This window comes from Streptacidiphilus sp. P02-A3a, from assembly GCF_014084105.1.
Taxonomy (GTDB): Bacteria; Actinomycetota; Actinomycetes; order Streptomycetales; family Streptomycetaceae; genus Streptacidiphilus.
Genome location: NZ_CP048289.1, coordinates 6350353 through 6375438 on the forward strand (window position 1 = coordinate 6350353; position 25086 = coordinate 6375438).

Annotated in this window: 20 protein-coding genes and 2 pseudogenes; 15 read left to right on the forward strand and 7 right to left on the reverse strand. The window is 70.2% G+C overall.

Annotated elements, in window-relative coordinates; genetic code table 11:
- Positions 1 to 152: 152 nt before the first annotated feature.
- The 13 genes and pseudogenes from GXP74_RS27075 (at position 153) to ddaH (ending at position 15509) form a co-directional block, all read left to right on the forward strand.
- The gene (locus GXP74_RS27075; protein ID WP_182453848.1) at positions 153 to 1430 is read left to right on the forward strand and encodes a lysine N(6)-hydroxylase/L-ornithine N(5)-oxygenase family protein; all 1278 of its coding nucleotides are present in this window, start codon (positions 153 to 155) and stop codon (positions 1428 to 1430) included.
- A complete protein-coding gene (locus GXP74_RS27080; RefSeq protein ID WP_182453849.1) occupies positions 1430 to 2965 on the forward strand; it encodes a class I tRNA ligase family protein in 1536 nt (511 codons plus the stop codon). The genes GXP74_RS27075 and GXP74_RS27080 overlap by 1 nt, the downstream gene beginning before the upstream one ends.
- A complete protein-coding gene (locus tag GXP74_RS27085) occupies positions 2962 to 4026 on the forward strand; it encodes an FAD-binding oxidoreductase (protein WP_225448222.1) in 1065 nt (354 codons plus the stop codon). Before GXP74_RS27080 ends, GXP74_RS27085 begins: the two co-directional genes overlap by 4 nt.
- 64 nt (positions 4027 to 4090) lie before the next feature.
- Positions 4091 to 5368, forward strand: coding sequence for an ATP-grasp domain-containing protein (locus GXP74_RS27090; protein WP_182453850.1), 1278 nt, complete (start codon positions 4091 to 4093; stop codon positions 5366 to 5368).
- A gap of 64 nt (positions 5369 to 5432) precedes the next feature.
- Positions 5433 to 6718, forward strand: a pseudogene (locus GXP74_RS27095) (SidA/IucD/PvdA family monooxygenase).
- Positions 6715 to 8013 (forward strand): ATP-grasp domain-containing protein, encoded by a 1299-nt coding sequence (locus GXP74_RS27100; RefSeq protein ID WP_182453851.1) that lies wholly within the window; start codon positions 6715 to 6717, stop codon positions 8011 to 8013. Before GXP74_RS27095 ends, GXP74_RS27100 begins: the two are co-directional and overlap by 4 nt.
- 38 nt (positions 8014 to 8051) lie before the next feature.
- On the forward strand, positions 8052 to 9260 hold the full coding sequence (locus GXP74_RS27105) for an acyl-CoA dehydrogenase family protein (RefSeq protein WP_182453852.1): 1209 nt from the start codon (positions 8052 to 8054) through the stop codon (positions 9258 to 9260).
- A gap of 16 nt (positions 9261 to 9276) precedes the next feature.
- Entirely contained in the window at positions 9277 to 11001 is a 1725-nt protein-coding gene (gene tsrT / locus GXP74_RS27110) for a tryptophan 2-C-methyltransferase (protein WP_182453853.1), read from the forward strand.
- 743 nt (positions 11002 to 11744) lie between these two features.
- The gene (locus GXP74_RS27115; protein WP_225448684.1) at positions 11745 to 12380 is read left to right on the forward strand and encodes a response regulator transcription factor; all 636 of its coding nucleotides are present in this window, start codon (positions 11745 to 11747) and stop codon (positions 12378 to 12380) included.
- 177 nt (positions 12381 to 12557) lie between these two features.
- Positions 12558 to 12932, forward strand: coding sequence for a cupin domain-containing protein (locus tag GXP74_RS27120; RefSeq protein WP_225448223.1), 375 nt, complete (start codon positions 12558 to 12560; stop codon positions 12930 to 12932).
- Positions 12929 to 13258, forward strand: a complete 330-nt coding sequence (locus GXP74_RS27125) for a hypothetical protein (protein ID WP_182453856.1) — start codon at positions 12929 to 12931, stop codon at positions 13256 to 13258. Before GXP74_RS27120 ends, GXP74_RS27125 begins: the two co-directional genes overlap by 4 nt.
- Positions 13255 to 14646, forward strand: coding sequence for an FAD-binding oxidoreductase (locus GXP74_RS27130; protein ID WP_182453857.1), 1392 nt, complete (start codon positions 13255 to 13257; stop codon positions 14644 to 14646). The genes GXP74_RS27125 and GXP74_RS27130 overlap by 4 nt, the downstream gene beginning before the upstream one ends.
- A gap of 83 nt (positions 14647 to 14729) precedes the next feature.
- On the forward strand, positions 14730 to 15509 hold the full coding sequence (gene ddaH, locus GXP74_RS27135) for a dimethylargininase (RefSeq protein WP_182456669.1): 780 nt from the start codon (positions 14730 to 14732) through the stop codon (positions 15507 to 15509).
- On the opposite strand, the gene GXP74_RS27140 is transcribed toward ddaH, so the two are convergent.
- The gene (locus tag GXP74_RS27140; protein ID WP_370468463.1) at positions 15475 to 16530 is read right to left on the reverse strand and encodes a GlxA family transcriptional regulator; all 1056 of its coding nucleotides are present in this window, start codon (positions 16528 to 16530) and stop codon (positions 15475 to 15477) included. The two genes, ddaH and GXP74_RS27140, sit on opposite strands and share 35 nt — an antisense overlap.
- Before the next feature lie 172 nt (positions 16531 to 16702).
- On the opposite strand from GXP74_RS27140, the gene GXP74_RS27145 reads away from it, so the two are divergent.
- On the forward strand, positions 16703 to 17293 hold the full coding sequence (locus GXP74_RS27145; protein WP_182453858.1) for a cysteine hydrolase family protein: 591 nt from the start codon (positions 16703 to 16705) through the stop codon (positions 17291 to 17293).
- Between the two features lie 115 nt (positions 17294 to 17408).
- Positions 17409 to 18608 carry a hypothetical protein gene (locus GXP74_RS27150; RefSeq protein ID WP_182453859.1) on the forward strand — a complete coding sequence of 400 codons (1200 nt, stop codon included), beginning with the start codon at positions 17409 to 17411 and terminating at the stop codon, positions 18606 to 18608.
- 38 nt (positions 18609 to 18646) lie between these two features.
- Here GXP74_RS27150 and GXP74_RS27155 read toward each other — a convergent pair whose 3' ends face one another.
- From GXP74_RS27155 to GXP74_RS27180, 6 genes and pseudogenes are all read right to left on the reverse strand, one after another.
- A complete protein-coding gene (locus tag GXP74_RS27155; protein ID WP_182453860.1) occupies positions 18647 to 19933 on the reverse strand; it encodes a cation:proton antiporter in 1287 nt (428 codons plus the stop codon).
- Between the two features lie 114 nt (positions 19934 to 20047).
- Positions 20048 to 20587, reverse strand: coding sequence for an alpha/beta hydrolase (locus tag GXP74_RS27160; RefSeq protein WP_182453861.1), 540 nt, complete (start codon positions 20585 to 20587; stop codon positions 20048 to 20050).
- 4 nt (positions 20588 to 20591) lie between these two features.
- A pseudogene (cmlS, locus tag GXP74_RS27165) lies at positions 20592 to 22298 on the reverse strand (chloramphenicol-biosynthetic FADH2-dependent halogenase CmlS); the annotation flags it as partial.
- 79 nt (positions 22299 to 22377) lie between these two features.
- On the reverse strand, positions 22378 to 23016 hold the full coding sequence (locus GXP74_RS27170; protein WP_182453863.1) for a hypothetical protein: 639 nt from the start codon (positions 23014 to 23016) through the stop codon (positions 22378 to 22380).
- Positions 23013 to 24377, reverse strand: a complete 1365-nt coding sequence (locus GXP74_RS27175; RefSeq protein ID WP_182453864.1) for a fatty acid--CoA ligase family protein — start codon at positions 24375 to 24377, stop codon at positions 23013 to 23015. The genes GXP74_RS27170 and GXP74_RS27175 overlap by 4 nt, the downstream gene beginning before the upstream one ends.
- Positions 24378 to 25070 carry an SDR family NAD(P)-dependent oxidoreductase gene (locus GXP74_RS27180; RefSeq protein WP_225448224.1) on the reverse strand — a complete coding sequence of 231 codons (693 nt, stop codon included), beginning with the start codon at positions 25068 to 25070 and terminating at the stop codon, positions 24378 to 24380.
- Between the last annotated feature and the right edge of the window lie 16 nt (positions 25071 to 25086).

Below are 25086 nucleotides of genomic sequence, written 5' to 3' on the forward strand. Positions count from 1 at the left end.
ACCGACCGGGAACGGCGGCTCCCTAGCCTCCATTACGTCACTCGGCGATGTTCCGGAGCAGTGACCCCACCGGCGAAGAATCGCACGGCAACTGACCTCGCGTCCGCGCCGTCCGTCCGTGGGCCCACCGCAGTGTATCCGAGGGGGTAATTGTGACTGACCGCGAGGTCGGCGTCCTGGCCATCGGCGCGGGACCAGCGAACCTGGCCCTGGCCGCCGCCATCGAAGAAAGCGGCTCGACCGAACTGGCCGACAACACCCTGCTGCTCGAACAAGCACCCGACATCAAATGGCAACGCGACCTGCTCATGCCCTGGGCCCGCAGCCAGGTCTCCTTCCTCAAAGACCTCGTCACCCTCCGCAACCCCCGCAGCCGCTTCACCTTCCTCAACTTCCTCCACGACCAGGGCCGACTCGACCAATTCGTCAACCTCGGCACCTTCCACCCCCTCCGCTGGGAATTCTCCGACTACCTCCAATGGGTAGCCCACAACCTCCACCACGTCACCATCCAATACGACTCCCGCGCCACCACCATCACCCCCGAACCCGACCACGACGGCACCCCCAAAGCCTGGAACGTCACCCTCACCAACGGCGACACCATCCACGCCCGCGACCTCGTCATCGGCGGCGGACGCGACCCCCACATCCCCCCCGTCTTCGCCAACCTCCCCCCCGAACGCCTCATCCACAGCAGCCACTACCGCACCCGCATCAACACCATCAACCGCGACCAACCCCTCCACGCCGTCGTCGTCGGCGGAGCCCAAAGCGCCGCCGAAATGTTCTACGCACTCCACGACAACCTCCCCAACAGCCACATCACCATGCTCGTCCGCTCCATCGGACTCCAAAACTACCAAACCAGCAAATTCGTCAACGAGCTCTTCTTCCCCTCCTTCGTCGACGAATTCCACGACAGCCCACCCGACATGCGCGCCCAAATCCTCGACGAAATGAGACTCACCAACTACGCAGGCCTCGCACCCCCCTTCCTCGACGAGCTCTACATGATGCTCTACCAAAACCGCCTCACCGGCACCACCCGCTCCGAAGTCATCCCCATGACCGAAATCACCGACGCCCGCGAAGAAAACAACCGCATCACCCTCGAACTCCACGACCGCAAAACCGGCAAAACCGCACCCCTCACCTGCGACCTCATCCTCCTCGGCACCGGCTACGACACCCGCATGCCCACCATCATCCGCAACCTCGCCACCCACACCGGCACCACCGACATCACCGTCAACCGCAACTACCGCCTCGACCTCGGCCCCGCCAAAGCCGCCGTCTACCTCCAAGGCGTCAACGAAGCCACCCACGGCATCGCCGACTCCCTCATCAGCGTCCTCGCCCAACGCTCCAACGACATCCTCACCGACCTCCTCACCCGCCGCACCACCCCCGAACAGAGGATCAGCTGATGGAGCGCACGCTGGTGATCGCCCCCGGCCCGACCGCGAACGGCGATCTGCACCTCGGCCACCTGGCCGGTCCCTTCCTGAGCGCGGACGTGTGCGCCAGGTACGCCCGTGCCGCCGGTCGCGACGTGCTCTTCGGCACCGGCGTGCACTTCACCCAGAACTACATCGTCACCACCGCCTGGCGGCTGGGCCTGCCGCCGGAGGAGCTGCGGACCCGCTCGGCCGGGCAGGTGGAGGAGACCCTGGCGGCGGTGGGCATCGACGCGGACGGGTTCGTCCGCTTCGACGACCGGTACGTGTCGGCGGTGCGCGACTTCTTCGGCCGCCTGCACCGGCTGGGCAAGCTCCGGTTGCGGGCGATGACCTTCCCGTACCTGGCCCGCACCGAGGAGTTCCTGACCGACGCCTACGTGCGCGGCGGCTGCCCGGTCTGCCTGGCCGTGGGCTGCGCCGGGCTCTGCGAGAACTGCGGCCACTGGATCGCGTCCGGCGAGCTGATCGACCCGCGCTCGACCCTGCACCCGGACGAGCCGGTGGAACTGCGTGAGCAGCAGGTGCTGGTGCTGCCGCTGGAGGAGTACCGGGCCGCGCTGACGGAGTACTTCGCCCGGCAGAGCGCGACCATGCGGCCCCGGCTGGCCCGGCTGATCGAGGAGCTGCTGGCCGCCCCGCTGCCCGAGTACCCGATCACCCTGCCGATCGCCTGGGGCATCCCGGCGCCGTTCCCGGAGACCCCCGGGCAGGTGCTCTACGCCGATGCCGAGACCATCGCCTGGAGCATGCACTGCACCACCCTCGCCGCCGAGCAGCGCGGCGAGGTGCCGTCCGGGCAGGACGAGTTGTGGTCCACCGAGGCCGGCGCCAAGGTGGTGTACTTCTTCGGCTCGGACGCCGGTTTCGCCTTCGCGGTGGTCGGCGTGGCGATGCTGCTGGCGCTGGGCGGCTACGCGCTGCCCGAGCACTTCGTCACCAACGAGTTCTACGAGCTGGACAACGACAAGTTCTCCAGCAGCCGCGGCCACGTGGTGAGCGGCCGGGAGCTGGCCGCCGAGGTGCCGAGGGACCTGATCCGCTTCTACCTCGCCGCCACCGGACCGGACTTCCAGCGCACCAACTTCACCCGCGCGGCGATGACCAGCGTGACCGGGTCGCGGCTGGTGCAGCCGTGGAACCGGGTCGCGGACAAGGTAGACGCCTGGACCGGCGCGGGCCCGCTGCCGGTGTCCGGGCGGTCCCGGGCGGCCGCCGCGCGCCTGCTGGAACGTTTCGCCGGGGCCTACGACGCACGCCGCTTCAGCCTGACCGCGGCCGCCTTCACGCTGACCGAGCAGCTGGCCCGGCTGGACCAGTGGGAGGTGACGGCGGACGACGCCGGTGACTTCTGCCACGAGGTGGAGGTCTTCCTGCGCTGCGCGGCGCCGCTGCTGATCGACCTGGCCGCGCGGGCCCTGCCGGACACCGCCGTCCCGGCGGTGCCGCACGCCACCGAGGTCACCCCGGTGTCCCTGCCCCGGCTGGCCGAGGCCGTGCGGTGACAACGGCCGCCGCCCCGGCGCGGGTGGTCATCGTCGGTGCCGGGATCACCGGGCTGCTGACCGCCGTCGAGTGCGCGCTCGCGGGGCACCGGGTGACGGTGCTGGACCGGGGCCCGATCCCCAACCCGGAGTCGAGCTCCTACGACCAGCACCGGGCCATCCGGACGCTGGTGCCGGGCGACCCGGACGCCACCCGGCGGCTGGTCGGCGCCCACCGCCGGTGGCGGGAGCTGGAGCCGGTGCTGGGCGCCCGCTTCTACCGGCGGGTGGGCGTGGTCACCGCGTGGCCCCGGGAGCGGCTGGCGGCGGTGACCGCCTCGGCGGCCGACGCCGGGGTGGCGGTCCGGCCGGTCGAACCGGCGGCACTGCCGCACCTGGGCTTCCCCACCGGGTCGGTCGGCCTGCGCGAGGCGCAGGCCGGGGTGCTGCTGGCGGAGCGGGTGCTGCGGGCTGCCGCCCGGTGGCTGGCCGGGCATCCGGCGGTGACCCTGCGGCCGTACCGCGCGGTGGCCTCGGTGGCCGCCGACAGCGGGCGGGTCAAGCTCGCCGACGGCGACGTCCTCGGCGGCGACCTGGTGCTGGTCGCCGCCGGGCCGTGGTCCCGCGAGCTGGTCGAGCACCCGGTGGAGCTGCACCGGCAGACCATGGTCTACCTGCGCCCGCCGCGGCGGCTGGCGCGCTGGTGGCGGACCGCGCCCGCGGCCGGGGGCCTGGGCACGGACGGGCGGGCCTGGGTGCTGCCGCCGGTGGACGGCACGCTGCTGAAGATCAGCTCCGACGCGGTCCGCCGCGAGGCGGCCGACACGGACTGCGCGGACGAGGACCAGGCGCCCTGGGCCGAGCGGCTGGCCGAGTCGGCGGTACTGCCGGAGCTGGACAGCTACACCGTGGTCGCGGTCCGGGCCTGCCACTACGCGACCGACGCCGCCACCGGCGGCGCGCACCTGGCCCGGGTGGGCCCCGCCGTCTGGTCGCGCGCGGCCTGCGGCGGCAGCGGCTTCGCCGCCGCCCCGCTGGTGGCGGCCCGGATCGTGGACGCGGCCAGGGGGGCAGCGGCGTGACCCGCGTCGGCCGCGCGGCGACCGAGAGCACCGAGGACAGCCACATCACCGTCGGAGGCATGGCATGAGCGAACAACCCGCACTCACCGGACCGGTCCTGGTCGTCGGCTACGTGGGTCTGACCATCCCGTTCATCAGGGCGTTCCAGCCGGAGAACTCGGTGGTCTACATCGAGGAGCCGGACGTCGCCCGCAAGCGGCAGGTGGCCGAGATCATCCAACAGGTGCCGTTCGCCCGCGAGGTGATCGAGTGGGAGCACCACCTGCCGGGCAAGGCGGACGAGTTCTACCAGGCCCACCCCGACCTCGACCCGGTCGCGGTGATCCCGGCGGTCGAGTACGCGACGCCGTTCGCCGCCCGGCTCGCGGAGCGCTACGGCCTGCCCGGCGCGAGCCTGGGCGCCGCCCAGATCCTGCGGGACAAGGCGCTGCTGCGGCAGGTCAGTGCCGCCGCCGGGATCGCCAACCCGGCCAGCGTCCGGGTCGGCGGCGTGGAGGACGTGCTGGCCTTCATGCGCGGCCGGTCCGGACCGGTGGTGCTGAAGCCGGCCAACCGGCAGGCGTCCATCGGCACCCGCGTGGTGCACGACCCGGCCGAGGTCGAGCAGGCCTGGGCCGAGTGCCTGGTCCAGGACGAGGGCGTCTTCGTGCCCGACCGGCCGATGCCGCTGCAGATGCTGGCCGAGCAGTTCGTCCACGGGGACGAGTACAGCGTGGAGATGCTGGTGCGGGACGGCGTCCCGGTGTTCACCAACGTCACCGGCAAGCAGCTGTTCCCGGGCCCGTACCCGGTGGAGCTGGGCCACGTCGTCCCGGCCGACATCTCGGCGGAGCTGACCGGCCTGCTCGCGGCGCAGACCACCCGGCTGCTGCGGACGGTGGGCTTCGGCACCGGGATCACCCACTGCGAGTGGATCGTCTCGGACGGCGTGCCCTACCTGGTGGAGTGCGCGGGGCGGATGCCCGGCGACGCCATCCCGGACATCATCGAGGCGGCCTACCCGGTGGAGCTCTTCCGCGGCTACTACGCGCTGATGCGCGGCGAGCAGCCCGGCGCCCTGCCGGAGCGGGCCGAGTTCGGCACCGCGGTGCGGTTCCTGGCGCCCGGTCCCGGCACCGTGGAGCGCGTGCTCGGGGTCGAGGAGGCGGGGCGGGCCGAGGGCGTGCTGCTGGCCGACTGCCCGGTCCCGTCCGGCCACACCTACACCGGGCTGCGCAACTCCTGGGACCGCGCGGGCATCGTGATGACCCGCGCGAAGACCTCGGCCGAGGCGCTGCGGCTGGCCGAGGCCGCCGCCGAGCTGATCACCATCGAGCTCCGGCCGGAGCCGCAGGCGCCGTGACCGCGCCGACCGCACCGCACGTCCTTCCTTCATCCACCGACGCACCGTATCCGAGGGGGTAATTGTGACTGACCGCGAGGTCGGCGTCCTGGCCATCGGCGCGGGACCAGCGAACCTGGCCCTGGCCGCCGCCATCGAAGAAAGCGGCTCGACCGAACTGGCCGACAACACCCTGCTGCTCGAACAAGCACCCGACATCAAATGGCAACGCGACCTGCTCATGCCCTGGGCCCGCAGCCAGGTCTCCTTCCTCAAAGACCTCGTCACCCTCCGCAACCCCCGCAGCCGCTTCACCTTCCTCAACTTCCTCCACGACCAGGGCCGACTCGACCAATTCGTCAACCTCGGCACCTTCCACCCCCTCCGCTGGGAATTCTCCGACTACCTCCAGTGGGTAGCCCACAACCTCCACCACGTCACCATCCAATACGACTCCCGCGCCACCACCATCACCCCCGAACCCGACCACGACGGCACCCCCAAAGCCTGGAACGTCACCCTCACCAACGGCGACACCATCCACGCCCGCGACCTCGTCATCGGCGGCGGACGCGACCCCCACATCCCCCCCGTCTTCGCCAACCTCCCCCCGAACGCCTCATCCACAGCAGCCACTACCGCACCCGCATCAACACCATCAACCGCGACCAACCCCTCCACGCCGTCGTCGTCGGCGGAGCCCAAAGCGCCGCCGAAATGTTCTACGCACTCCACGACAACCTCCCCAACAGCCACATCACCATGCTCGTCCGCTCCATCGGACTCCAAAACTACCAAACCAGCAAATTCGTCAACGAGCTCTTCTTCCCCTCCTTCGTCGACGAATTCCACGACAGCCCACCCGACATGCGCGCCCAAATCCTCGACGAAATGAGACTCACCAACTACGCAGGCCTCGCACCCCCCTTCCTCGACGAGCTCTACATGATGCTCTACCAAAACCGCCTCACCGGCACCACCCGCTCCGAAGTCATCCCCATGACCGAAATCACCGACGCCCGCGAAGAAAACAACCGCATCACCCTCGAACTCCACGACCGCAAAACCGGCAAAACCGCACCCCTCACCTGCGACCTCATCCTCCTCGGCACCGGCTACGACACCCGCATGCCCACCATCATCCGCAACCTCGCCACCCACACCGGCACCACCGACATCACCGTCAACCGCAACTACCGCCTCGACCTCGGCCCCGCCAAAGCCGCCGTCTACCTCCAAGGCGTCAACGAAGCCACCCACGGCATCGCCGACTCCCTCATCAGCGTCCTCGCCCAACGCTCCAACGACATCCTCACCGACCTCCTCACCCGCCGCACCACCCCCGAACACTCCGCAGGAGGGGCAGCATGACCACCACCAACGGGACGCTGCTGGTCGTCGGCAGCGGGCTGAAGGTGTACCGGGAGTACCTGGTGGCGCCGATCAGCCGCCGCGCCCGCGCCGCGGGTCTGGACCTGGTACTGCTCAACAACCTCAACCCCAGCTGGCAGCGCGAGTACTTCGACGAGGTGGTGGTCGCCAACCTCTTCGACTCGGAGACGCTGGCCGCCGCCGCCCGCGGGATCGCGGGCCGCCGCAACGTGGTCGGCCTGATGTGCTGGGACGAGCCGCTGGTCCTGGACGCGGGCCTGCTGGCCGCCGAGTTCGGCGTGCCCGGCCTGTCCGCCCGCGGCGTGCGCGGCTGCCGGGACAAGGAGCTCACCCGGGCCGAGCTGACCGCCGCCGGGCTGCACCAGCCCGGCTTCGAGCTGACCACCGCGGTCGAGCGGGCCAGGGCGGCGGCCGAGCGGATCGGCTACCCGGTGGTGCTCAAGCCCCGGGCCATGGGCGCCAGCATCGGCGTGGTGTTCGCCACCGACGCGTCCGAACTGGACGAGGCCTTCCGCATCGCGCTGGCCGCGAGCGAGGTCGACCCGGGGCCGTACCGGGCGAGCGTCATCGTCGAGGAGTACGCGCCGGGGCCGGAGATCAGCATCGACGGCGCGGTGCACAAGGGCGAGTACCTGCCGCTGTTCGTGGCCCGCAAGTACAGCAGCGACCACCCGTACTTCGAGGAGGTCGGCCACATCGTGGACGGGGCCGACCCGCTGTTGGCGGACCGCGACCTGATCGGCCACCTGGCGCGGGCGCACCAGGCGCTCGGCATCGAGGACGGGATCACCCACAGCGAGGTCCGGCTGACCGAGCGCGGACCGCTGATCATCGAGGTCAACGGACGGCTCGGCGGGGACCTGATCCCCTTCCTGGGCCGGATCGCCACCGGCATCGAGCCCGGCGAGGTGCTCTTCGACGTGGCCACCGGTCAGCGGCCGGACACCGCGCCGTCCCGGCGGTCGGTGGCCGGGATCCGGTTCAACTACCCGGAGTCGGACTGCCTGCTGCGGTCGGTCACGGTGCCCACCGGGGCGCCGGGGCTGGTGACCGCGGCGCCGATGGCCGAACCGGGCACCGCGCTGCGGCTGCCGCCCGGCGGCTACCTGGCCCGGCACTCCTTCGTGATCTGCGAGGCCGACGACACCCGCGGCGTCCAGGACCGGCTGACCGCGGCGGCGGCACTGGTCCGGCTGGACGCCGAACCGCTCGGCCCGCCGGTGCCGGACGCCCCGTTCGCCATGCCCGCCGGGCTGCTGGACGTGGACGAGTGACCGGCACCGGCACCACCGACGAGCTGAGGGACGGACAGATGACCACGACCCAGACCACGGTGGCCGGGATGCCCCGGACCGCAGCCGAACTCCTGTCCCGGGCGCAGGAGTTGGCGCCGATACTGCGGGAGCGGGCGGCGGAGATCGAGCAGCACCGGCAGTTGCCGGACGACCTGGTGGAACTGCTGCGCGGCAGCGGGGTCTTCCGGATGTGCCTCGACCGGGACTGGGGCGGCCTGGAGTTGACCTCCATGGAGCAGACACAGGTGGTGGAGGCGCTGGCCTACGGCGACGCCTCGGCCGCCTGGTGCGGCGTGATCGGCGCCAACACCGGGATCTACAGCAGGTTCGTGGACCAGACCGCCGCCAAGGAGATGTTCCCCACCCCCGACCTGATCATGGCCGGGCTGCTACAGCCCTCCGGCCGGGCCGAACGCGTCCCCGGGGGCTACCGGCTCAGCGGACGCTGGTCCTTCGGCAGCGGGATCGGCCACAGCGACTGGGTGACCTCCGGCGCGTTCGTCTTCCAGGACGGCGAGCCCTACGCCAGCCCCGACGGCAGCAACCCGCACGAGTCCCGCCAGTTCCTGGTGCCCCGCGCACAGGTCGGGACGATCGACAACTGGTACACCACCGGCCTGTGCGGCAGCGGCAGTTGCGACTACACGATCTCCGACGTGTTCGTCCCCGAGGAGCACAGCTACACCTTCGAGACCGCGCAGGGACGCCCCGGACCGCTGGCCCAGCCGGACGCGTTCACCCGGAGCATGTGCGGGGTGCCGCTGGGGGTGGCCCGGGCCGCGCTGGACCACGCCCGGGGCATCGCGCTCACCCGGATCGACCGGATGACCGGCACCGCCTGGTCCGACAGCTTCCGGGTGCAGGTCACCCTCGCCGAGTGCGAGGCCGACTACAACGCCACCCGCAACGGCGTCTACGCCAGCATGACCCGCCAGTGGGAGGTGCTCGCCGCCGGGGGCACCCTGGACGACCTCACCCCCGACGAGCGCGCCGCCTCACCCCTCGCCTGGGTGCACTCCTTCCGCACCTCGCGCTCCATCGTCAACCGGCTCTACGACCTGCTCCAGACCTGGTCCATCAGCCGCACCTCGCCGATGGACCGCTGGCTGCGCGACACCACCACCATGTGCCAGCACCTGATCGCGCAGGACCGCATCATGCAGTCGGCCGGAGCCTACCTGGTCGGCGGAAAGCCCGAATTCGGCATCGCCCTCGGCATCGTCTAGTCCGACAGGAATCCCGATGAGCAGTCGTCTTGTCCTTTTGGTCAACCCCAACAAGGTGCATCCGCCGATCGCGCCCTACGCGCTCGATGTGCTCACCACCGCCCTGGAGGCCGCGGACTTCGAGGTCGAGGTACTCGACCTCACCTTCCACCGGGAGGACTGGAAGTCCTACCTCGCCGAGTACTTCGCGCTGCGCAGCCCGATGCTGGTCGGGGTCACCGTCCGCAACACGGACACCGTCTACGCCTTCGAGCAGCGCCCCTTCGTCGGCGAGCACAAGGAGATCATCACCGAGATCCGGCGGCTGACCGACGCGCCGATCGTCGGCGGCGGCATCGGCTTCTCCAGCATGCCCTTCGCCCTGGTCGACTACTTCGGCATCGAGTACGGCGTGAAGGGGCCCGGCGAGCGGATCATCTGCGACCTGGCCGACGCGCTGTACACCGGCCGGGACACCGGCACGGTGGCGGGCCTGATCCGCAACACCGACGAGGGCGTCACCCGGGTACCCCCGGCGGTGCTCACCACCCGGCACGGCCGCACCGTGCCGCCGCAACCGGGCGGGCAGTTCGAGCACCGGGTGTGGCAGGTGGACGGCACCGCGAGCTACGTACGCCGCTCCGGGGCCCCGTACAAGGTCGACAACCTGCTGTACTACCAGCGCGGCGGCCTCGCCGGGATCCTCACCAAGAACGGCTGCTCCTACCGCTGCTCGCACTGCGTGGAGCCGGACGCCAAGGGCACCCGGTTCGCCCGCCGCGACGTCGCCGCCGTGGTCGACGAGATGCAGTCGCTGGCCGCCCAGGGCATCCTCGACCAGCACACCACGGACAGCGAGTTCAACCTGTCCATCAACCACGCGAAGCAACTGCTGCGGGAGGTCGTCCGCCGCAAGCACGCCGACCCGGCGAACCCGCTGAACGAGTTGCGGCTCTGGGTCTACTGCCAACCCAGCCCGTTCGACGAGGAGTTCGCCGAACTGCTGGCCGCCGCCGGGTGCCGGGGCGTGAACGTGGGCTCCGACCACGTGCGTCCGGACATGCTGCGCGGCTGGAAGGTCTCCGAGAAGGGCACCACCTACTACGACTTCGCCGACACCGAGCGGCTGGTCCGGCTCTGCCACCAGCACGGCATGCTCACCATGGTCGAGGCGCTGTTCGGCATGCCCGGCGAGACGCCGGACAGCATGCGCGCCTGCGTCGAGGCGTTCATGGCGCTGGACGCCACGGTGACCGGCTTCTCGATGGGGCTGCGGCTGTTCCCGTACACGCCGATGGGCATCGCCATGGCCGAGCAGTGCGACTCGGTGCGCACCCTGCCCGGGCTGCGGTCCGACGGCGCCGGCGGGCCGATCGTACTGAAGCCGCTGGCCGCCTGCTCGGGGCCGGTGGAGTACGAGCGGCAGTTCATGTTCGACGAGCAGGGCAACTTCCGCCTGGTCTGCTACTTCTCGCCGGAGCTGCTGCCGGATCCGGCGACGGCCACCGACCCGGACGAGCGGTGGAGCAGTGCGGTGGACCAGCTCTGGGATCTGATCGACCCCGCCGACTACCACCGGGTGATGCTGCCGACGCTGAGCGGCTCCAGCGAGAACGACAACAACTACGCGGACAACCCGTTCCTGACCAGCCTCAGCGGACTGGGGTACACCGGCGCCTTCTGGTCGCACTGGCGCAGCCGCGAGGAGATCCAGCGGGCGGCGGCGGACCGCGCCGGGATGGTCGGATCAACCGGCGGCTGAGCCCGGTTGGCTGGAGGATGCCTTGCGACCTGCGCGGACGGGTTCCCCCTGACCGTCTCCGGCGGGTGCGGCAAGGCATCTTCCATGTGCGGCCCGATTGCGGAATTACCTGCTGACACGTACATATATATCGCGGTCATGACAACTCAACAACCGTCGGTGACGTGAGCACCGCAAAGCACTGGTCGCTGCCCTCTAGCCATTTCACATACGCTTCTATTAGCCTCGGCTCAGCTCACTTCAGTTCAATTCAGGTAGCACGTATTTATGCGCTTGAGGTCAGGAACGGGGGGTCGCCACCTGATTCAAGCGTCAACCAGCACCACGCGAAGGGGGGACACGCCGACCTGACCCGTGCGCCGGGTGTCGGCGGCAGGCACAGCGAAACCCCGGTGCCGACCTCGGTACCGCCTCACCGGAGCGGCGGCGGGCGGGGTCCCTCCAGGCGCAGATCCTCTTCGCGCAGTTCGGCGGCATCCGCTTAGGTCTGTCACCGATCTGACGCCACGTCACCAGGCCTCGTGATCGGTAGTTCTCGGTGCCCCGGCACCGGTCGAACCGCGCTACCTGAACGACCCAGCTGGAGGAACTCCTTTCTTGAGGGGCAGATGAACCGAATTGAGAGCAGCAGCGGGTTACCGTGGCCATTGCCTTCGCACGTCGATGTGCGGCGGGACGTCAGAGGCCATCGGCCCAACGACGAACTCACCTCCGGGCGCACTGCCACCGCTCCGCTCACCGTCCTGCTTGCCGACGCCCAACCCGCGATTCGCCACGGCGTGCGTTCAATGCTCGAACACTTCGGTGACATATCGGTTGTCGGTGAAGCATCAACAACTGGCGAGGTGCTCACCGAGACATCCCGCTACCGCCCCGATGTGCTGGTGCTCGATCCGCTGATGGACGGCGCGGCCGGTATGCAGGTGATCGTGCAGGTCCTGCGCCTGATCCCGGCCACCGGCGTGCTGGTCTTCAGCTCGGACGACGACGACAAGGCGATCACCTCGGCGTTCCACGCCGGGGCCCGGGGATACCTGATCAAGAAGGCGGGTGCGGACCAGATCCTGCGCGGCATCCAGGCCGTGGCCGCCGGTGAGGGGATCGTGGACCGGTCGATCGCCGGTCGGCTCAGCGACCTGATCCGCCCCGCGACCACGCCCGACTACTACCCGTTCCCGCAACTCACGGACCGGGAGCGGGAGGTGATCGAACGCATCGCCGCGGGCAAGTCCAACAGCGCCATCGCCCGGGAGCTCGCGCTCGCGTCCAAGACCATCAGCAACCGCATCTCGACCATCTTCGGCAAACTCGGGGTGGCCGATCGCGCGCAGGCGATCGTGCTGGCCCGCGACGCGGGCCTGGGCAGCGGTCAGGGCTGAGCCCCCCGACCGCGGCCCAGGGGGTTCCTGCGGCCCGAACGCAGATTCCCTGCCGGACGGGAAGAGTTCCCCTGTCGACGGGGTGCGGCCCGCTCCTAGCCTGATGGCTGTCGCACGGCCGCCCAAACGAAGGACGTCGATCGGAGTGGGACGTTGACCGACCAACTGCCTCCTGGCGTGACCATTCGCGCGCAGGAGTCCGAGGACCTGACCCGGGCCCACGGCCTGGACATGAAACTGCTGCACCCGTGGCCCGGAGTGGACACGCCGTTCCGCGGCGCCTGGTGCGTACTGCGCCCCGGTGACGTCTCCGAGGGCCACGCCCACCGCGAGCGGGAGATCTTCATCGCCATGTCCGGCCGCGCCGAGGTGGTCACCGCCGACCGGCGCCAGCTCCTCACCGCCGGGGACCTGGCGACCATCGGGCCCGACGTGGAGCACAGCGTCGTCAACCCGTACGACGAGGACTTCGCCTACTACGCCATCTGGTGGGACCGGGCGATGGCGGCCGAGTTCCTCGGCCCGGAGTCCGGGACGGAGCGGAGCGCGTGATCGACTACAACGGGCGCAGGTTCCGCAAGCCGGACGGCGACCTGGCCACCGTCGCCGTCTACCACCAGCAGGACGACCTCGTCTGGGGCGAGGTCGCCGGGGGCCCGGTGCGGCGCGGCTGGACCGCCGGTACCCGGCAGCCGGACGGCACCCTGGCCATGGGCTACACCATCGTCTTCGTCTCCGGCGAGGTGGTCTGCGGGCACACGGTGAACACCCCCGAGCTGACCGCCGACGGCCGGGTGCGGCTGCACGAGGTCTGGGAGCGCTACGGCCCGCACGCGGCGACCGGGACCTCCTGCATCGAAGAGGACGTGACCCGGTGACGCCCGATCCGCGGCGGCCGGTCTCCGAGGCCGACTGGAGCCGGCTGGAGCGGAGCGTCACCGGCCGGGTGCTGCGCCCCGGCGAGGCCGGGTTCCAGTCGTCCAGCGCCCCCTACAACCGGCGGTTCACCCGGACCGCGCCCGCCCGGGTACTGGCCGCGGCCGACGTCGCCGACGTCCGCCGCGCCGTCGACTGGGCGCGCGGGACCGGCACCCCGATCGTCCCGCGCGGCGGGGGGCACAGCTACGCCGGGTTCTCCGTCAACACCGGCCTGGTGGTCGACCTCAGGGCGCTCGGCACGGTGACCGCCGACGGCTCCACCGGGCTGGTCACGGCGGCCGGCGGCGCGCTGATGGCCGACGTGTACGCCGCGATCGAGCCGCACGACATCGCCTTCGCGCTCGGCAACGGCGCGTCCGTGGGCATCGCCGGGCTGGCCCTCGGCGGCGGCTCCGCCGCCACCTCCCGCAAGCTCGGGCTGACCGCCGACGCCCTGGTCAGCACGACCCTGGTGACCGCCGACGGGCAACTGCTGACCTGCGACGAGCAGCGGAACCCGGACCTGTTCTGGGCCTGCCGCGGGGGTGGCGGCGGCAACTTCGGCATCAACACCTCGTTCACCTTCCAGGCCTCCGCGGTCCCGGACGTCTCCACCTGCCTGCTGCTGTGGGAGGGGGCGCACGCGGCCAAGGTCTTCGCGGTGCTCCAGGAGATCATGCGGGACGCCCCGGACGAGGTGTCGCTCCGGCTCGGCGTCAACGCCGCCGAGGGCTCCGGGACGACCGTGTCGGCCATCGGCCTGCACCTGGGACCGGCCCGCGAACTGCGCGAACTCCTGGACCCGGTGCTGTCGTTGGCCCGCCCGTTCCGCGAGGACATCGCCGACCGCAGCTTCTGGCAGGCCAAGGACTACCTGCTGCACGAGACCTCGGGCGGCGCGTTCGCGGTGAAGACCGGGTTCGCCACCGAACCGCTGCCGCCCGAGGCCGTGGCCGCCGCCCTCGACCTGCTGGAACGCCGCCCCGGCGGCGCCAATCCGGACGGTTGCGGCCTGGCCCTGTTCGGCTGGGGCGGCGCGATCAACCGGGTCGCCCCGACGGCCACCGCGTTCGCCCACCGCAGTGCCAACTACCTGGTCAGCCTGGACACTTCCTGGGGGGAGCAGGACAGCCCGGCCACCGTCGAGGCCAACCTCCGCTGGCTGGCCGAACTGCGGCGGACGGTGGCCCCGCACCTGGACGAGGGGTCCTACCTGAACTTCACCGACCCCGACCTGGCCGACTGGCGCACCGCGTACTACGGCGCCAACTACCCGCGGCTGCTGGAGATCAAGCGGCGGGTGGACCCGGAAGGGCTCTTCACCTTCGCCCAGGGCATCGGCTCCTGAACCCCGACACCGGCACCGACTCGGAAGGAACCCCCACCGTGTCCTCGGACAACACCCGTACGGCCCGCCCACGCCACTACCTGATGTGCCGTCCGACGCACTTCACCGTGGACTACTCCATCAACCCGTGGATGGATCCGGCCAAGCCGACGGACACCGACAACGCCATCGCCCAGTGGGAGCAGTTGCACGCGCTGTTCCAGCGGCTCGGCCACACCGTCGAGGTGATCGAACCGGTCGCGGGCCTGCCGGACATGGTGTTCGCCGCCAACGGCGCGACCGTGGTGGACGGCAGGGCGCTGGTCGCCCGGTTCCGCCACCGGCAGCGCCAGGACGAGGCCCCCGCCTACCTCGCGTGGTTCCGGGAGCGGGGCTACCCGGTGGTGCGGCAGGCCGAGTTCACCAACGAGGGCGAGGGCGACTACCTGGTCGTCGGTGAGCGCATCCTGGCCGGGACCGGCTTCCGCACCGACCGCCGGGCGCACGCCGAGGCGGAGCGGGTGCTCGGCCGTCCGGTGGTCACCCTGGAGCTGGTGGACCCGCGCTACTACCACCTGGACACCGCGCTCGCCGTGCTCAGCGAGACCGAGATCATGTACTACCCCGGCGCCTTCTCGGCCGAGAGCCGCGCCACGCTCCAGCGGCTCTACCCGCGGGCCGTCCTGGCCACCCCCGAGGACGCCGCCGTCTTCGGCATGAACGCCGTCTCCGACGGCCGCCGGGTGGTCCTGCCGGAGGCGGCCGTCGCCCTCGCCGAGCGGCTGCGCGAGCGGGGCTTCGAGCCGATCGGCATCGACATCACCGAACTGCTCAAGGCCGGTGGCAGCGTCAAGTGCTGCACGCTGGAACTACGCCCCGCGTGAGTTCCGGTCCGGGCCGGTCGACGGAGTGCCGGAACCGGGACCGGTACTCCGTCGGCGTGGTGTTGAGCGTGCGGCGGAACGCCCGGACCAGGGTGTCGACCGTGCCGAAGCCGCAGGTCGAGGCGATGCGTTCGAGGGAGTCCGCGGTGGATTCGAGCCGGTTGCGGGCCATCTCGACCCGCGCGGCCTCGATGTAGGCCGCCGGGGTCGTCCCGAGCTCCGTCCGGAAGATCCGGGTCAGCTGCCGCTCGCCGATGTGGGCGTACCGGGCGAGGTCGGCGATGGTGAGCCGCCCGGCCAGGTTCCGGGTGATGTGGTGCCGCAGGTCGTCCATCCGCCTGGTGGTCGAGGTGGTCTCGATCGGGACGCTGAACTGGCTCTGGCCGCTGGGGCGCTTCAGGTACATCACCAGCTGGCGGGCGACGGCCATGGCGGCGGCCTCGCCGAAGTCCTCGGCGACCAGGGCCAGCGACAGGTCGAGGCAGGCGGTGATGCCCGCGCCGGTCCACACGTCGCCCTCGCGGATGAAGATCGGATCGGCGTCGACCGCCACCGCCGGGAAGTCCGCCGCGAGTTGCCCCGCGGTCGACCAGTGCGTGGTGGCCCGCTTGCCGTCCAACAGCCCGGCGGCGGCCAGCAGATGCGCGCCCACGCAGACCGACGCGGTACGCCTGGCCCGACCGGCGAGCACCCGCACCCAGGCGACCACGGCCGGGTCGGTGCGGGCGTGGACCCGGTGCTGCTCGTCGGTGTCGACCGCGCCGGGGACCACCAGCGTGTCGATGCTCCGCCCGGCGACCGCCTGGAAGGTGGCGTCCGGCAGGATCCGGACCCCGGCCGAGGTGGTGACCGGCTCCGTGCTCTCGGCGGCGAGGACCACCTGGTAGCCGGTCTCCTGGCGCATCTCGCGCTGTAGCAGCGCGAACACCTCCGGCGGCCCGGTCACGTCGATCAGGTCGACCCCGTCGAACAGCATGATGACGATGAGCCGCCGGAGGGCGTTCACCTGGGCTTCATCCATCTGCGGCGCCGCTCCCCCGGATGTCCGTATCTGCGGGTCGTATGACATTGCCGTCACCCCCGCAGGATCCTAGCGTGAGTCCCGGCCGCTGTGAGCTGGCCCGATTCCCAGGAATCACCCCCGAGTACCCGGACCATCCCGCACCTCCCGCACCTCCCGAGAAGGGGCAGCCATGCCTTCCACCACCCTGCGCGAACTCAACGGCTTCGACCAGACCCCGGCGTCCCCGGCGACCGCCACGCTGATCCTGATCGACTATCAGAACACCTACACCCAGGGCGTGATGGAGCTGGAAGGCTGGAACGCCGCGCTGGACGCCGCGGCGGACCTGCTGGCCCGGTCCCGGGCCGCCGGGGCGAAGGTGATCCACGTGATCAATGACGGCGGCGAGGGCACCCCGTACGACATCCGCGCCGAGATCGGCCGGATCCACCCCCGGGTCGCCCCGGCCGACGGCGAGCCGGTGGTGGTGAAGCAGGTCCCCAACGCCTTCCTCGACACCGACCTGGGCGACCTGGTCGACGGCGCCGGTGCCAAGGACGTCATCATCGCCGGATTCATGACCCACATGTGCGTCGCGTTCACCGCCCAGGGCGCGTTCCTGCGCGGCAACCGGCCCACCGTCGTCGCCGACGCCTCGGCCACCCGCTCGCTGCGGACGGCGGTGGCCGAGGTGTCCGCCGAGCAGGTCCACCACAGCGCGCTGGCGACCATCGAGGACCTGTACGGCGTCGTCGTACCGTCGGCCGTGGCCCTCGGCTGAGTCCGCCGGGCCCCGCCGCGGCGGACGCCACGCTCCCAGAGGCGTGGTGTCCGCCGCGGCGGAACGAACTCCCGACCGCAACCCGCAGCATCATTCCCAAGGGGGGAATACCGAAGTGGTCACCCGTAGAACCATCCTCGGCAGCAGCGCCGCAGCCAGTGCCGCGGCGCTCCTCGTCGGCGCCCCGGGCGCCGCGAACGCCAACCCGAGCGCCACCGCGACCGCGGCGCCGACACCGACCGCCACCGCCTCCGCGCCGACGGCGGCCGGTGCCGCCCAGGTGCTCCGGGCCCAGGCCGCGATCCGCGCGGTCGACACCGCCATGCAGCAGAACTACGACACGCTCAAGGCCGACCTCACCACGCACCTGAGCCCGGTCGTGGTCGTCTTCAACGACGCCCAGGGCGGCCTGTACACCCTGGTCGTCAACGGGCAGCAGCAGGCGGTGCACCCGGCCGGGGTGGTCTTCGAGATGGCGAAGGCGATCGCGCACACCCCGCTCGGCATCTACACCGTCATCGCCCCCTACCTGAGCAACCAGGTCCCGGCGTGGCACAGCACCGACATCGACCCGCACGACCTGGCGATGGTCGCCTTCGACGGCCCCGGCACCGACTGGATACCGCCGCTCCAGGCCTTCTCGGCGACGCTGGCCACCGCCCGGCAGCAGCTCGCCGCCGCGCAGCTGCCACCGGACCTGCAGACCTCGTGCGCGAACATCATCGACGGCGCGCAGCAGTTCATCGCCCAGGCGACCCGGAGCCAGTACGTCGACATGAAGTCCTTCGAGACCTACACCGGCAGCGTGTACGAGGACATCCGCACCAACATGTACTACGCGTCCCAGGCGCAGATCGACGGCGTCACCGCGCTGATGAACCAGTGGCGCGCCCAACTCGGCCCGACCGCCTGGTCGGAGCTGTACGTCGTGGTCCTGGAGATGTGGACCACGTCCGTGAAGAACCAGAACTCCATCATCATCAGGAACCTGATGGACCCGGCCCAGGTCGACAGCCACCTGATCGACCTGTCCACCGCCGAGACCCCGGCCGACCCGGTCGCCACCGCACTGGACAACCTCGCCCGGATCGTCCAGGACAACATCGCCGCCGAGATGGTCTTCTGCACCGACCAGACCCTGGCCGACGCCCTCAAGGGCACCGAGGACCTGCTCTCCGAGGAGATCCTGCAACTGCTCGGCGGCACCGGCGGCACCCCGAGCCCGACCGCGACGGCGGCGACGACGGCGACCGCCGCCGTCGCCGCCGCCACCCAGGGTGTCTGCCCCTACCAGGGCCGGGCAGCCCGCGCCTGAGCACCCGCGGCAGCGCGGGCCCGGCCCGCGCTGCCGACTCAGACGGTCTGCTGCTCCGGTACCGCGGCGGCGGCCGGGACCGGCTCGGTGTGGGCCGGGACGAGCGCGTTCAGCAGCGGGGCCGCCAGCGCGGTGGTGACCAGCGCCATCAGCACCATCGCGGTGAACAGTTGCACGGTCAGCAGCCCGATGCTCAACCCGACGTTGAGCAGCACGAGTTCGGTCAACCCACGGGTGTTCATCAGCGCCCCGAGCACGGTCGAGTCACGCCATCCCATACCGGTCAGCCGGGCCGAGAGGGTGACCGCGCCGAGCTTGGCGACACAGGCCACGGCGATGATCGCCAGCGTCTGCAGCAGGCCGCCCGCGGTCAGCGAGGTCAGGTTCACCGACAGGCCGGTGACCACGAAGAAGATCGGCAGCAGGAGCCGGCCCACCGTCTCGGCCGGGATGAACACGGCCTTGTGCAGCAGCCGGTCCTCGGTGTCGAACCGGGGCATCACCAGGCCGAAGACGAAGGCGCCGAAGATGGAGTCGAGGCCGATCCGCGCGGTCACGTAGGCCGAGGCGAAGGCACCGGCCGCGACCAGCGGAGCGGCGTACGCGGCGTACTCGGAGCGCAGTCGCCGTGCGGCCACCGTCAGCAGCGGGCGCACCAGCAGCAGCATCACGCCGAGGTAGAGCACGGACCAGCCCATGACCGAGAGGAACCCGGTCACGCCGGCGGCGCTGGTGATGGCGACCACCACCGCGAGCATGCACCAGGCGAGCAGGTCGTCCATGGCGGCCAGGCCGAGCGCGAGGGTGCCCAGCGGGGAGCGCTGGAGGCCGTGTTCGGCGACGATCCGGGCCAGTACCGGGAAGGCCGTGATGGACATGGCGACGCCGATGAAGAGCACGAATCCGGTGAACGGCACGGTGTGGCCGCCGACCGTGTGCTGGGAGCCGTAGATGCCCCAGGCGAGCCCGCTGCCGAGGAGCAGCGGCACCAGCAGCGAGCTGATCCAGATGGTCGCGGCGGAACCGACCCGTCCGCTGACGCCCCGCCGGTCGAACTCCCAGCCGATGACGAACATGAAGAGCAGCAGGCCGACCTGGGAGAGGACGCTCAGGTATCCGCGGATGTCGGTCGGGAAGATCCGGGCCGGCAGGTCGCCTGGGAGGAGCCCGAGCAGGCTGGGCCCCAGGCAGATCCCGGCGACGATCTCACCGACCACGGCGGGTTGGCCGAGGCGGCGGCCCAGGGCGGTGAACAGTACTCCGGCAGCGAAGGCCAGGGCTATCCCGGCCAGGGCTGTGGTGGCGAGCGTGGAAGCGGTGGGCACGGCATTCTCCCTCGTTGAGTAGGCGAGTGCGGGATGGTCGCGGCCACCTCCGGCAGCCGCGATGGCCCCCGCGGGCGTTCGCCCGCAGGAGCCACCGCGGTTGCCGGGATGTGATCAGCGGTCGAAGGCCTCGCTGAACAGTGCCCAGCCCTCGGGCCAGTCGCCGAGAGCCGAGTCCGCGTTGATGTGCCCCTTGCGCCCGACGTTCACCAACGGGGCGCCGAGCTGCTCGGCGCTCGCCGTCGCGTGCTCCAGCGAGCCGTAGGGGTCGTCCTCGCTGGCGACCACGACCGCGGGGAACGGCAGTCGGGCGGGCTTGAGGGGGGCGAACCCCACCGCCGCGTCGGGGAACTCGGGCCCCCGTACGTCCGGCGGGGCGACCAGGAACGCGCCGGTGACCGACTCGTCCTGGTGCTCGGCGGCCCACTCGGCGACCAGTGTGCAGCCGAGGCTGTGGGCGATGATGGTCTTGGGGCCCTCGACGGCCCGCAGCGCGTCGTCGAACTCCCGCACCCAGACGTCGCGGTCGGGTGCGTCCCAGGAGCTGTGCTCGACCCAGACGCTGTCGGCCACCCGGTCGCGCCACAGGTACTGCCAGTGGTCGGGACCGGAGTTGCCGATACCGGCGACGAAGACGTATGTGGTGGTTGCCATGTGCTCAGACCTCGTACTCGACGCCGACGCCGTCGAAGCGCAACCGCTCCTGGACGAAGACGGGATTGTCGTTCTTGTCGTATCCGGCCAGCAGACCGGCTTCCATCAGCCGGATGACGATCTGCGAGCTGGTCTCCTGCCGACCCGCGTCGTTCAGCTGCTTGATCAGCGCCTTGTAGCCGACCGTCTCCTTGGTGACCAGCTGGAAGATCGCGCGGTGCTCCTCCTCCACCGGGAACTTGATCATGTCAAGGCCGTTCTCGTTGGCCAGCACCTGCTTCTGCTCCAGCCGGAAGGAGAGCGGCTCGACCTTGTAGTACGGCTTCAGCAGCACCTCCTCGCCGACCCACTCCAGCCGGGTGATGCGGTTCAACTGCTTGGTCAGCTCGCTGATCCAGCGCACCCGGGCGGGGTTGAGCTCGCTCTCGGAGTACTCGTCGCTGAGCTCGCGCCGCTGGTGCCGACCGATGGAGATCATCGTGGAGGCGCGGTCGCGGAAGTCGCCGACCGAGGCGGTGGTCGGCTTCGTCGGGTCCTCCTGGACCAGCCGGTCGAACCACTTCTTGCGGTTCAGCCGGTCGTCGTCGGACTCGCTGATCCGGCGCTTCAGCCAGAACTCGGACTCCGGCTCGGTGAACGAGGCGAAGGTGTAGAAGGAGGCCAGGAACTCGTGGTACTGCTCGTAGGTCTCGCGGTAGCTGCGGTTGTACCACTGGTGGACCGCGTCGAGCTCGCTCTCGTCCTGGGTGATCCGGTCGATCGCCGCCGCCGCCGAGACCGCGGACTGGGTGGCCAGGTGGACGCCCTGGGAGAACAGCGGGTCGGTGAAGCAGGCGGAGTCACCGGTGAGGAAGTAGCGACCGGCGGAGAAGTGCTCGGCGTCGTACGACCAGTCGTGGACGATGCGGACCTCGTCGATCATCTCCGAGTCGCCGAGGATGTCCGTGGCGCGGGTGGCCTTGGCCAGGGTCTCCCGGTAGAAGCGCTCCGGGCCCAACTCCCGCACCTCGTTGGACTTGGACCGGTCGACCACCAGGCCGACGCTGTAGATGTCGCCCTTCAGCGGAATCATCCACACCCAGCCGTCCTCGAAGGTGATCGAGTACGTGGTGCCCCTGAGGTCGCCCTGGAACGGGTCCGGGCACTTGAAGTAGGACCAGACCGCGAAGTTCTTGTAGAACTCGTCGTAGCGACGGATCTTGAGCTGGCGTGCGAGCGGACTGCCCGCACCACCAGCGTCGATCACGAAGTCGCTCTCCACCACACGGGACACCGTACCTTGACGGATCGTCAGTGAAACCTTCGTATCGGTGAAGATGTCCACCTCGGTCACCGCGGCGCCCTCGTGGACGGTGACGCCGCGCTCCCTGACCTCGTCCAGCAGCAGTTGGTCGAACTCCTCGCGCTTGACCTGGATGGCGTGGTCGAAGACCCAGGGCGTGGTCCTCGGCGTGGCGAAGGAGAAGGTCCAGGGGGCCTGGTCCTGGCCCCAGAGGAAGGTGGCGGAGGGCTTCTTCACGAATCCCGCGGCATCGATCTTGTCCTGGAGGCCGAGCCGGTTGAACACCGACAGCGTCCCGGGGAGGAAGGACTCACCGACCCGGTAGCGGGGGAACTGCCCCTTCTCGAACACCTCGACCTCGTGGCCGAGCTTCTGCAGGGTCAGCGCGGCCACGCAACCGGCCGGGCCCGCGCCGATGACGGCAACCTTCGATGTCTTCACGGTCTTCCTTCTCTCGGGGAAAGCGAATAACGGAAATGGTCAGCGGTGTTCGGAGCGTCCTGGGTGTTCAGAGCGTCCTGATCGACTTGATCCGGCTCGGCGCGAGGTAGGAGTGTCCACTCGGCGCGTCCTCGAACAGGGTGAGCCCGGCCTGGAACCTGCTGCCGCTGCCGACGACCACGCCGGGGGCGACCGTGCAACTCAGGCCGAAGAAGTTGTCGTCGCCCAGCTCGACGCTGTTCCCGCAGTGGAAGTTCGGCGCGATGAAGTTGTTCGAGCCCACGCGCGAGTAGTTCCCCACGGTGCAGTGGTAGTTCACGACGTTGTAGCCGCCCAGGACGGCGTTCACGCCGACGTAGCAGTTCGGGCCGATCACGTTGCCGCCGCCGGTGAGCTGCCCGGGGTCGATCCGGGAGCTCGGGTGGACGATGTTCTCGGCGACCAGCCCGTGCTTCTCGATGAACCCCTGGACCAGCTCGCGCCGCTGCGCCGGATCGGCCACCGCCAGCACCACCCGGGTACCGGCGGTCGGCCGGTACTCCGCCAGCGCGACCCGGCGCTCCGCCGGGACCTGCGGCTCCTCGCCGGGCAGGCTCAGGTACCGCTCGATCCGGTAGCCGCCCGGGGCGGCCGGCGCCGCGTCCTCGACGTACCGGGACACCTCGACGGCGAACTTCCCGGCGCCGATCAGCAGCAACTCGGTCACGGCAGGATCCGCTTCTTCTTGAACCGCTCGGAGACGGTGACGGCGTCGACCAGGTTGACCTTCGACGGGATCTTGAACGGGTCGACCTTGTCGCTCAGGAACTCGGCCACGTGCTTCCGCATCTGAGCCCTCGTCAACTCACCGTGCGGGCTGACGTCCACGCACACCGACTGCCCGGTGATGGCGTTCGGCCGGCCGTACACCATGCAGTCGTCGATGAGCGGGCTGGACAGCAGGATGGACTCAAGCTCCAGCGGCAGCACCTTCTCACCGCCGACGTTGATGACCTCCTTGGCCCGGCCCTTGATCTTGATGAAGCCTTCCTCGTTCTCCTCGACCAGGTCCCCGGTCCGGAACCAGGAGTCCTCGGTGAGCGAGTCGCTGGGGTAGTTCAGGTAGCCGAGGAACTGCGTGTTGCTCTTCAACTGGAGCTCGCCGTCCACGATCCGGTACTGCACGTTGGCGTCGGCGATCTTGAAGAAGGTGCTCCTGGAGGACTCGCTGGTGGTGGTCGCGATCCCGGTCTCGCTGGTGCCGAAGGTCTGCAGCAGCCGTGCCCGCGGGAAGGCCGCGTTGACCCGCTTCAGCAGTTCCTCCGGCATCGGTTCGGTGCCGTAGGTGATCAGGCGCAGGCTGCTGAGGTCGTGCTGCTCGTGGTAGCCCGCGATCATGATCAGGTTCAGGAAGGTGGGGCTGGTCGGCAGCAGCCGGATCTGGTACCGCTCGATCAGCGCGCAGATCTCGTCCGGGGTCCGCCGCGCGGGCAGGATCGCGGTGCCGCCCACGCGCAGCGCGCCGAGCAGCGAGTTGATCCCGCCGATGTGGTCGAACAGCAGGAACATCAGGATGTTGGCGGACCGGCCCCCGGTCCGCGCCCGCTTCCCCAGCTTCTCCTCGACCAGGGAGTCGAGGTTGTGCAGGATCGCCTTAGGGGCGCCGGTGCTGCCGCTGCTGAGCAGCACCAGACCGGACGCGCCCTGCTCGACCAACTGCCGGTAGTGGTCGCCGGGCACCGCCCCGGCATCGCCCAGGGTCTCGATCTCGACCGACTGGCCGACCCTGATGACGTGTTGCGGGGAGCACGACTCGGTGACCGTGGCCAGGGTCGCCCCGGTCAGCGAGACCACCGGGATGATGACGTTGCGGTTGAGGTAGAGCGCCAGCAGCATCGCCACCGACTGGAAGGAGAAGTCCCCGTTGAGGATCACGGCCTGCTGCGGCCGGATCTGACGCGACTCCAGTTCCTTGACCGACTGCCGTATCCGGTCCGCCAGTTCGGCGTAGCTGTGCGGCGTTCCGCCGTCCACGACGGCGGTCCGGCCGCCTAGTTCGTCGAGCCTGCTGAGCAGTTCGTTTCGCATTCAGTGAACTCCGCCAAGGAAAAGTGTCTCACCGGTGACGAACCCGGATTCCCGGGATACCAGGAACTCGACGGGCCCGACTATGTCGTCCATCGTGCACATGCGTTTGACCGTCTGCTGTTGGATCAGGGCGTCGATCTTCTCCGTGGGCACGGACCGGGTGAGCGCCGTGCGGACCGGCGGCAGGCCGATGCCGTTGACCCGGATGTGGAAGTCCGCCAGCTCCTTGCTCATCACCCGGGTCAGCTGCTCGACCGCGGCCTTGCTGGCCGAGTACGCCAACTGGCCCGCCAGTGCCCACGGAACGGCGACGGTGGAGACGTTCAGGATCGCCGGAGCCGGTTCCTCGCTCTTCTGCAGCAGCTTGACGGTCTCCCGGCAGCAGTTCAGCACCGCGAAGAAGTTCATGTCGAACATCCGGCGGGCGGTCTCGTCGGGGGTCATCATGAAGTGGTTCATGCTCGCGACACCGGCGTTGTTGACCACGGCGTCGAGGCGTCCGTGTTCGGTCCGGATGGCGCGGCACATGGACTTGATCGCCTTGGCGTCGCTGAGGTCCGCCTCGTGGTGGGTGTACCCCGGGTGGTCGATGGCCGACGGTTTCCGGCTGCACCCCACCACCTGGTGGCCGCGACCGAGGAAGTGCAGGGCCAGGGCCTTGCCAATTCCGGTCCGGGTGCCCGTGATCAGCATGATCATTTCTCGTGTC

Coding starts and splice junctions, on each gene's coding strand:
- GXP74_RS27140 (WP_370468463.1), bottom strand. CDS start 16,530: ATGGATGAAGCCCAGGTGAACGCCCTCCGGCGGCTCATCGTCATCATG.
- GXP74_RS27100 (WP_182453851.1), top strand. CDS start 6,715: ATGACCACCACCAACGGGACGCTGCTGGTCGTCGGCAGCGGGCTGAAG.
- GXP74_RS27175 (WP_182453864.1), bottom strand. CDS start 24,377: ATGCGAAACGAACTGCTCAGCAGGCTCGACGAACTAGGCGGCCGGACC.
- GXP74_RS27160 (WP_182453861.1), bottom strand. CDS start 20,587: ATGGCAACCACCACATACGTCTTCGTCGCCGGTATCGGCAACTCCGGT.
- GXP74_RS27105 (WP_182453852.1), top strand. CDS start 8,052: ATGACCACGACCCAGACCACGGTGGCCGGGATGCCCCGGACCGCAGCC.
- GXP74_RS27090 (WP_182453850.1), top strand. CDS start 4,091: ATGAGCGAACAACCCGCACTCACCGGACCGGTCCTGGTCGTCGGCTAC.
- GXP74_RS27180 (WP_225448224.1), bottom strand. CDS start 25,070: ATGCTGATCACGGGCACCCGGACCGGAATTGGCAAGGCCCTGGCCCTG.
- tsrT (WP_182453853.1), top strand. CDS start 9,277: ATGAGCAGTCGTCTTGTCCTTTTGGTCAACCCCAACAAGGTGCATCCG.
- GXP74_RS27145 (WP_182453858.1), top strand. CDS start 16,703: ATGCCTTCCACCACCCTGCGCGAACTCAACGGCTTCGACCAGACCCCG.
- GXP74_RS27080 (WP_182453849.1), top strand. CDS start 1,430: ATGGAGCGCACGCTGGTGATCGCCCCCGGCCCGACCGCGAACGGCGAT.
- ddaH (WP_182456669.1), top strand. CDS start 14,730: ATGTGCCGTCCGACGCACTTCACCGTGGACTACTCCATCAACCCGTGG.